This window comes from Pseudanabaena biceps PCC 7429 (assembly GCF_000332215.1).
GTDB lineage: Bacteria > Cyanobacteriota > Cyanobacteriia > Pseudanabaenales > Pseudanabaenaceae > Pseudanabaena > Pseudanabaena biceps.
Genome location: NZ_ALWB01000209.1, coordinates 1 through 8978, shown reverse-complemented (window position 1 = coordinate 8978; position 8978 = coordinate 1). Strand labels below are relative to the sequence as shown.

Genomic DNA, 8978 nt, shown 5'->3' with positions numbered 1-8978 from the left:
CGCAACGCTTTCAAAAATTTCCTTGTGGTTCGTTTGATCGATAATTGCTGTAACTTGAAAACCCTTACTAACTTTAGTTTCTAATTCACAAAAGTGTGATAATACTTTTGTGAATTGGTATAACACTATTACTGGTTTTTAATACAAAAATAGGAGTAGCGCAAAGCGCTACTCCTATTTTTGATTTGCTCCTTTTTAGAGGTATTTTAGGCAAGTTGTCGATAAGCACTAAAAGGAACACCTGTGCGTTTCTTGATATCCATGATGGATTTGAACTCACCTCGAAGTTGGCGTTCAGTAGCGATCGCTGTGGCGACTGTGGGATCTATACCAAGCATTATCAAATCATCGGAACTCATGGAGTTCACCCGTTTCCATGAATAAGAAGCCTCATGGCGGTAATCATAGCTAAAAACTAACATTGGCTCAATTTTTTTGAGCGTAGCATTAGGAATTTCAAGAATGTCATGTAGTTCTTCTAGAGCAGTAAAGATATAACCCTCTGACTTTAAGGAATCGATATCATTGGCATAGATAATCGGTAAACCCAAAACATTAACTAAATCATTCTTAGAGCAGCTATTGATGTCTATTTTAGGACGGGTAGCAGCTATTGATTTAAATAATTGAGGATCTTCAGGAAGGGGGAGATCCTTAGGATAGGTCTTTACTAGATATTCACGTTTAAGAATGAAAGCCGTAGAAATTTGAGCTACCCAAACTAGACCCGCAAGGTTAGAAACAATTGGTATTGAAGGCACGATAATTGCGGCGGCAACAAATCCTGCACCAACACCAATCCAAATATTTGAGCCAGATTTTACGCCTGCATAGGCGATCGCACCACCACCAAATGCGGGAAAACAAGACCACCAAACCCATGCTGGTGTTTGATCGAACCATGAAGGCTGTGACATAATCTTAACTGTTTCTCAGATGTTTGTCGGCTATTTGCTAGATATTCTAGATATTTTTTAGCATTTTCTTGCGTTTTTCTTCGTATTCTTCAACCGTGATCACGCCATCGTCGTAGAGCTTTTTAAGATCGCTGAGGGCTGAAGTCGAATCTTTGACCGATGCTGTTGCTGGATTTGAACCACCATTGTACTTGCGATTGAATTCATCTTCAGACATTACCAAAAACATGATGAACTCAACGAAGGCGGCAATTGACGGGATACCTGTCCAGCAAAATAACAAATAAAGCACCCCCCAGCCCGATTGTCCGAGATAAAATTTATGTCCTCCAAACGCTCCCAGAAAGAAACATAAAAGAACTGTAGTATTCTTCGTCTTCATAGCCTTTTTCCCTAGTTTGTGTTGTTTGATTTGAAATTTCGCGATACTTACACTTTAGAGCTAAGCACTGTACTTGTTACAAGTTTATTGATTACCGAATGAATGTCAACCACTTAAGCATAAAGACATATAGATCATGACCAGATTAGATAATGTAATTGCATTCGGATAAGGTTATATCGATTGCTTATCTTTGCCTATATTTCCCAGCTTTTTGGTTAAAAAATACACTAAGACTACCCCAACTTTGGCTTCAAGTAGAGTTATATAAATTTGTAGGTAGGGGTTGGTGTCAGGATTGACATTCAACGTAAATACAGCGATCCCCACAAGAGCGAAGGGTAGAAACCTCAGTTTTTTGACTAATTGCTTGGAGCTAAAGAGCCCGAGGTCTTTAGGCATTTATTTTGATCTCCACAAATTTATCCAAGTTTATTGCAAATTTACTAATGATAATCTTCTACATATTATGGCGATTGCTGTAGCTTGTGACTCTTTTTTAATTGTTTAAACTAAATTTATAGCGATGTTTGACTTGTCTTCAAACAGAGAACGTACCGCCCACGTAGTGGGCGGTACGTTCTCTGTTTGAAGTTGACTTATCTTAGCTGCTTACATCGTTGTAAGTCGCTATAGAATAGGCTGTAACTGAATTTTTTGCAGGAGTAGGTTTTGATTTCTTCAGCAGTATGTTCTGAGAGTTTAGATGCGGGCAATTTGGGGCGCGATCGCGAGAAGGATTTGTTTGCTCATCGATCGCATTTTCCTGCTTTGGGGGTGGCAAACCGCTTTTACTTTAACTATGGCGGGCAGGGAGTCATGTGTGGGAAATCCCTAGAGTCGATCGCCAAAAACTTTCAGCATATTGAGGCGTTAGGCTGTTTCTCTAATGCCGCAGGGGAATGGATGATGGGGGAATACGATGCAACCAAAGCGGCGATCGCACGAGAATTTCAAGTCAGCCCTACGACGATTACGCTTACGGAAAACACTACGGTTGGTTGCAATATTGCACTCTGGGCTGTGGATTGGCAGCAGGGGGATCGCCTATTGCTATCAGATTGCGAACATCCTGGGATTGTTGCTAGTGCTGTCCAGCTCCAAAAGCGCTTTGGCATAGCCATTGATTATTTCCCCCTATCTAATACCCGTAATGCTAGTGCGGAGGGTCAAGACAGTACAGCGGTAGTGGAATTACTGGTGCAGCATTTGCAGCCCCAAACGCGGATGGTGATGCTGAGTCATATTTGTTGGAATACGGGACAGGTTTTACCATTGAAGGGGATCGCTCAGGCTTGTCATGATCGCCAAGTGCTTGTTGCCGTGGATGCTGCCCAGTCCGTAGGCGTATTGCCCCTCAATCTTGCCGATATTGCCGCAGATTTTTATGCCTTTACAACCCATAAATGGTGGTGTGCGCCGCTTGGATTAGGAGCCTTATACATACGTCCAGAGATTTTTGGCGCGATCGAACCTGTATTTGTGGGGTGGCGGGGACTAACTGGCAAAACACCGATTCCCCAGTGGCGGCAGGATGGTGCTAAGTTTGAAGTAGCGAGCTCAACCTACGCTCTTTACGAAGCGCTGCGCATAGCCCTCGCTGAGGCTGATAGCTGGGGAACGCAGCAACAACGTTACGAACGGATCTGTCAGTTAAGTGAAATTTTATGGAGGCGATTGGATGCACTGCCTTACATTGATTGTATGAGGCAATTGCCGCCAGAATCGGGACTAATTTCCTTTAAAGTGAATAGAGAGCTAGCCAAAGGTGCGATCGCACAAAAGCCCCATGCTCTGATCGCCAAACAATTAGAATCAGAGCATCAAGTCTTAATCCGTGCGCTACCCGATCCTGATTGTCTGAGAGCTTCAGTGCATTACCTTACTTCTATTTCTGATATCGAGCATCTGATCGCCATTTTGGAAACTATGGGTTAAACCACATCTAAACATCTCTTCCTTAAAGGGATAACAATTTTCAATCCTCAATTCGCCATTAATCTATAAGACCGCCACCATGTCCCTATTTTCCATAGATCCTCAATCCAATCCTGATAAAAAAGATCGCGCTTTATCGCGATCGCAAGTTTTAATTGCGATGGCAGTGACAGCGATTATTTTTTTGGGGATTTCTAAGGTTTGGGTTTACTTAACGGGTATACCGATGATGCCCCTGCGTTGGCAACCCGAACATGCTGCGATCGGGGCAGGGATCGGTATTGGAGTAGCCCTCTTGAGCAGCCTAATTTATGAAATATGGGAAAACTATCGCATTGCCGCTCAAGAATATTTAGAAATGGTGCTTAAACCCTTAGAACCGATCGATTTGATTTGGTTGGGTTTGTTGCCAGGACTAAGTGAAGAAATGCTCTTTCGGGGCGTGGCTTTGCCTGCGCTTGGGATGAATGGGCTTGCTTTGATTATTACCAGTGTTGTCTTTGGAGCTTTGCATATGGCAAGCGCGAAGCACCTCTCCTATACCGTTTGGGCGATCGCTGTGGGGATGATGCTTGGAGCCGTCACCATGTATACAGGGAACCTTTTATCAGCGATCGTCGCCCATGTGCTTACTAATTCCCTATCGGGCATCATTTGGAAATGGAAACAGAGTGACGACTCCCATCCCTAACTCGCGGGTAGTGTTTTAGACTTGTTGAATTATGAGGTTTAATAAAAGCGGCAAACCCAGACTGGTTATTTTTCCTCTCTTACTATTCTTATTTTACTTCCAACAAGTCTGGAACACTACCTCGCTATTGGATTGTTGCTAAGGCAGGACTCAAATCACTGTTGTTTGCTGAAGCAAATAACAGTGATTTGAGAAGGAGGTGTAGCGCTTATCGCCGTAGATAAAACCTATTTACTACGGGGCTTTCACTCCCTCACGATTTAACTAACCAGTGTCTTATAGATAAGAAGAAAGACAAGTTGGTGTGGTTTTAGTACTTAGCTCCGTAATTGTCATACTTTGAGTTTTAGGTAATGGGGTTTCAGATTTTCGATCAGGTTTTACAGTCAAGCGTTCGAGACTTAAATGAAGAATACCTTTGCAAATTAAATCTTCGATTAATCCTGCATTAAATGGAATGACAAAAGTATTCCATTGGGGCTGGATGCGATGAATTGTTTGTAATAGATGCCAAACCTCTTCATTAATTTGATAGGTAGTAAAGTAGGGATTTACAGGGGAAAACAGCTCGATTTTACGCTCTCTCCCATCTAAATCTTCCTCTACTCGGAAATGTAAATCAGGGGCAAGAGATAGAAAATAACTACCACGCTCTGATGACTGCAACCATGTTTGTTGTTGGAAATACGCCAACACTTGCGGGTGGATTACACTGGTTGGGTTATGGATTGTACGGCAATAGTAAGAACTAGTTTGCGATTCAGGCTGACAACTGATTAAGATATAACCAAAATTTACAGCCGTTAAATTTGCTTGCTGAAAATTCTGTAACCATTGCTCCAGTTCTTGATTGTAATGATCCAATGTTTGACCGAAGGGGGCATGACTGTGGGGAATTGAGAATAGGATCTCATCGCGATCGGCTGTACAAAGGACAAGCTGATGAGTAGCTCCACCCTGCCACCAATCGGCAAGCTTGGATTGATAGTCCTTAGCATTCACCAAATCTGAAACGATAAATAATCGACCGCTCTCGGTGAGATGGGCTGCACTGCCTTTAACGATCTGCACCAAAATTTCTTCCCCTGTCGCTCCCCCATCGCGGAAGCCGAGATCCTTACTCGGACTGGGAACGAAAGGTGGATTGGCAAGAATTGTATCGAAGCGACGACCTCGCACGGGTTCGTACAGGTTACCCTCATGAAAACTGATATTGTCGATACCATTGAGCTGAGCGTTGAACCTTGCAAATCGAATAGCGCGAGGATTGATATCGATCGCTGTAACCTGTCGAGCGTAACGACTTGCTACGAGTCCTTGAATACCACTACCACTGCAAAGATCGAGTATCTGCTCCGCCGCATATTGGGGGGCTGTATAGACTAGTCCTGCACTGTCTGAACCGATATACATTACAGGGTTCTCGCTAATCTTATCCTCATCCAAAAGCATATAGCGATGGTCAGTTGCCAGATAGATCCCTTCAATGCAGAATAGATCGATTCGAGAAGCCCACTGATCATTGCGAGGAATTAGCAGCCCTAGCTTCCTTAAAATTGCAAACAAATTAATGCCAAAAAGTTCCTGTAAAGATCTTTCAGGCAAGGCAACTCGCAATAAGAAAAGTCGGATTAAATTATCGAGATTGGTATGGGCTAGTTTGTAGCGATCGTAGTAGTGGAAATGGGTTATCTCTAGCGCTTGGAGGGCATCAATGCCTAAGCGATCGCAGATTGATTCCACCCTATAATCGGATTCTCGCAATAACTTGTGGAATTGGTAAAGAGCGTTCCGCAATGAGAAATTTGCATCAGCAAAGGGGGCAAAGATGCGATCGGGCTCGGATGGCAAAAGTGGTAATAGATCTGAGTCCGATGGAGCCCCGATTGGAAGCATTGGGCGATCGCCAATTTCGGGTTGCAAGTTATACAGACTAAGCTGCTCCATCGCCCAATGCAATTGCCCTTCTAACTCTCGATGCGTCAAGCGCTGAGCAATCCGCAGTCTCTCCTGCCATCCCTCAGACTGACCTAGCAATGCTAGTAGCAATTTAGTTTGTGGCAATGTATAAGTCGATAAATTGGATTTTTTCGCCTGTGACAACTTAGATAGATCGGCAAGGAAAGACTGTCCGAGCGGATCTAATATCAACACCACATGCTCAGAAAGCTGCGTTTTTAATGGGCGCTCGAAGGGCGAGTCAGGGAACAAAATACTGGTTTCTTTATAACGTGCGCCCAGACTAGATAGGGTCTGCAACTCTGACTCAGTCCAAGGACAATCGGTCATGTCGCCCCAGAATATAGCGCGATCAAGCTGAGCCATCAAGTCTAAAACAGAGGGCTGTTCGGCGGGTAAACCATGGGGAATAGGACTAGGCTTTACTTTTTCCAGATGTTCCGCATAATTTTGCACCTTGACATGACGCTTGGCGATCCAAAAATTTTCGAGGGCTAAATAGTCAATATCTGTTTCCAAAAAAGTTTGAATTGCTTCTAACGGAGTCTCTACTATGGGTTGCCCCGCCATATTAAAGCTCGTATTAAGTAATACGGGAAGCCCTTGACGCAATTCAACTAATTTCCGGCAAATTCTATAGAAGTAGGCGTTATCCGCTTCCGTAACAGTTTGGACTCGACCAGTACCATCCACATGGGTGACTGCGGGGATTTTGGCGCGCATCTCTGGTCTGATCGGAGGCACAACCAGCATAAATGGAGCACCTACTGACATCTCAAATACCTGCGATACATCCTCTAATGGAATGACTGGTGCAAAAGGTCGAAATGCTTCCCGAAATTTAACGCGAACATTCAAGATATCTTGCATTCGCTCAAAGGATGGGTCGGCTAAGATCGAGCGATGTCCTAAAGCGCGTGGTCCATATTCCGACCCACCTTCAAAGCGGGCGACGATATACCCTTGGGCTAGGGCTTGCGCAGTGCGATTAACCATTGCATCATTGGAGAGTTCGACAACCGTAACATCTGCCTCAAACTTTTGCAGAGCCCGATTGATTTGGCGATCGCTATAGGCATGACCCAAAGTTGCTTTAGTTAATTTTGGGCGTTTGTTACCTCCATTCGTAGCATAAGCCCAAAGTGCAGCTCCTGCGGCAATACCACTGTCCCCAGCCGCAGGAAAGATGAAGATATCCTCTAGTTGGAGGTGATGTAAAAGCTGATAGTTGGCAACGGAGTTCAAGCCGACACCACCAGCAATACAAAGCTTCCGCAATCCCGTTTGCTTTAAGGCTAAATCGACAATATGCAGCAATGCTTGTTCCAATTCCTGCTGTACTTTGTATGCCAAATCAACCAAATACGGACGGAGGTAGGGTTTACCTGTGCCCGTATCATAACGTTTCTCCAAAGCCGCTACTTCCAAAAAGATATCGTAGGGAGAGATGGATAAACCATAGGAACCTTCCACAGGATGAATCCATCGATTCCATTGGGATTGTTGTCCGCCAAAGGGAGCTAGCCCCATCAGTTTCCCAGCTTCGGCATGGCTAATCTGCGTATTCCCCATTTTGGTTACAAACCCAGCTTTGCGGGTAATGTATTCATAAATAAAGCCAAGAGTGGAGATCCCTGCCAGATGGGATGCTACGGTTTCACTATGTAGGGTGGTTAAAGTATGACCGCGACCTTCGTATAGGGTATAGGATTCCGTACGATGGTCTGCGCCTGTGCTACCTGTGGCATCTACCGCTAGTACTACCGCTTCGTCAAATCCCGATGGCCAAAACGCCGAGTACGCGTGGGCAAGATGATGACTGGGTAGAGCAATAACTTTGTCAGCCACATCTTGAGGGAATACCCTGCGAGCGATATCAGGGGCAAAGTCCACGCCAGGCATATTGGCGGTAATCGATGCAATATCAGCGATCGCTATGCCACAACTATCAAGACAGTAACGTATTGATTCCCAAGGCAATTGCATCTGAGAAGCTACTCCAGCCGACTGAAGCATATACCCGATACTGTATTTTTGGCGATCCAAACGCTCTTGCTCGATTGCCACCACGATCTCGCCATCTCGAACGATCGCTACGGAACGTTCATGTCCCAAATTTATGCCCAAATGATGCTGCATCATAGCTTCTCGGATTTATGCTACATTCCAACAGTACTTATACCTGTTTTTGCCACTATTTGTACTTATTTTTGCCACTATTTGTACTTATTTTTGCCACTATTTGCACTTATTTTTGTCACTTAGAAGAACAAAAATTTGGGGCATGGTTGAAATCAAGGTGAGTCCTAGGACAATGCAAATTTTGCTTAAGATACCCCTTATACCAAAGCTCAAAATGGCTTAGCCATTTTGAGCTTTGAAAACCCTTACTGGGTTTGTTTTTTATAGCTGCTGCTAGTTTTGTTAGGACAAAATTAAAACCCAAAATAGTGTTGCCGCGCGGAGCGCGGCAACACTATTTTGTTTGCAAAAAACAGTATTTATTTGATTGTTAAAATATTGTTTTTGTAGGCGGGACGATCGCTCAAGCGTTTTACATAAGCATCGATCGCGGGATAGTCTGCGTAGGACATTTGCAGCATCAAAATCGCATAGCCGAGAATTGTACCCACCGCAACATCTGATACCGTAAAGCTATCGCCAGTAAGATAGGGTTGTTTTTCGAGAATTTTGTTTAATCCACCGAGCAACCTTGGTGTTTCCTTCTCGCGGGTTTCAGCGCTAAAAAGCCCAGTCCCAAGGGTGGAATTGGCAAATAATACCCATTGCGCAGCGATCGCCCGATCTTGGATTGTGGGTAATTGAGCGTACTTGTCAGCGAGATAGAGCAAAATCGCACCAGACTCCCAAACGATTGAGCCATCATCATCAATTGCAGGAACCTTCCCAAAGGGGTTAATGGCTAAAAATTCAGGCTGTAAATGCTCACCTTCTTTCATATCCAGTAATTGAAACTCAAAGGGAGCTTGTAATTCTTCTACTGGAGTTTAGACTAAGTTGATTAAGCTAATCAGAAAAAGAGCAGGAAAAAGTAACCCAGAGAATGGAGAACTGGGCAAATCCAAGAGAA

At 44.1% G+C, this 8978-nt stretch carries 7 protein-coding genes and 1 pseudogene; 2 read left to right on the top strand and 6 right to left on the bottom strand.

Annotation, left to right across the window (positions count from 1 at the left end; genetic code table 11):
* Window positions 1–206: 206 nt before the first annotated feature.
* From PSE7429_RS18435 to PSE7429_RS18425, 3 genes are all read right to left on the bottom strand, one after another.
* Complete coding sequence (locus tag PSE7429_RS18435; RefSeq protein WP_009628836.1) at window positions 207–917, bottom strand: helix-hairpin-helix domain-containing protein; 711 nt, start codon at window positions 915–917, stop codon at window positions 207–209.
* 46 nt (window positions 918–963) lie between these two features.
* A complete protein-coding gene (locus tag PSE7429_RS18430) occupies window positions 964–1299 on the bottom strand; it encodes an NINE protein (RefSeq protein ID WP_009628835.1) in 336 nt (111 codons plus the stop codon).
* Window positions 1300–1473: 174 nt separating this feature from the next.
* Complete coding sequence (locus PSE7429_RS18425; RefSeq protein WP_009628834.1) at window positions 1474–1701, bottom strand: hypothetical protein; 228 nt, start codon at window positions 1699–1701, stop codon at window positions 1474–1476.
* A 270-nt stretch (window positions 1702–1971) separates the two neighbouring features.
* Between PSE7429_RS18425 and PSE7429_RS18420 the strand changes: the two genes are divergently transcribed.
* Both PSE7429_RS18420 and PSE7429_RS18415 read left to right on the top strand, forming a co-directional pair.
* Window positions 1972–3237 carry an aminotransferase class V-fold PLP-dependent enzyme gene (locus tag PSE7429_RS18420; RefSeq protein WP_009628833.1) on the top strand — a complete coding sequence of 422 codons (1266 nt, stop codon included), beginning with the start codon at window positions 1972–1974 and terminating at the stop codon, window positions 3235–3237.
* A gap of 79 nt (window positions 3238–3316) precedes the next feature.
* On the top strand, window positions 3317–3928 hold the full coding sequence (locus tag PSE7429_RS18415) for a CPBP family intramembrane glutamic endopeptidase (protein WP_009628832.1): 612 nt from the start codon (window positions 3317–3319) through the stop codon (window positions 3926–3928).
* Between the two features lie 276 nt (window positions 3929–4204).
* On the opposite strand, the gene PSE7429_RS18410 is transcribed toward PSE7429_RS18415, so the two are convergent.
* The 3 genes and pseudogenes from PSE7429_RS18410 to PSE7429_RS27615 all read right to left on the bottom strand — a co-directional run.
* Complete coding sequence (locus PSE7429_RS18410) at window positions 4205–8029, bottom strand: carbamoyltransferase C-terminal domain-containing protein (protein WP_009628831.1); 3825 nt, start codon at window positions 8027–8029, stop codon at window positions 4205–4207.
* Window positions 8030–8388: 359 nt separating this feature from the next.
* Window positions 8389–8739 (bottom strand): glutathione S-transferase family protein, encoded by a 351-nt coding sequence (locus tag PSE7429_RS18405; RefSeq protein ID WP_267879020.1) that lies wholly within the window; start codon window positions 8737–8739, stop codon window positions 8389–8391.
* Window positions 8722–8877, bottom strand: a pseudogene (locus PSE7429_RS27615) (glutathione S-transferase N-terminal domain-containing protein); the annotation flags it as partial. The gene PSE7429_RS18405 and the pseudogene PSE7429_RS27615, both read right to left, overlap by 18 nt.
* Between the last annotated feature and the right edge of the window lie 101 nt (window positions 8878–8978).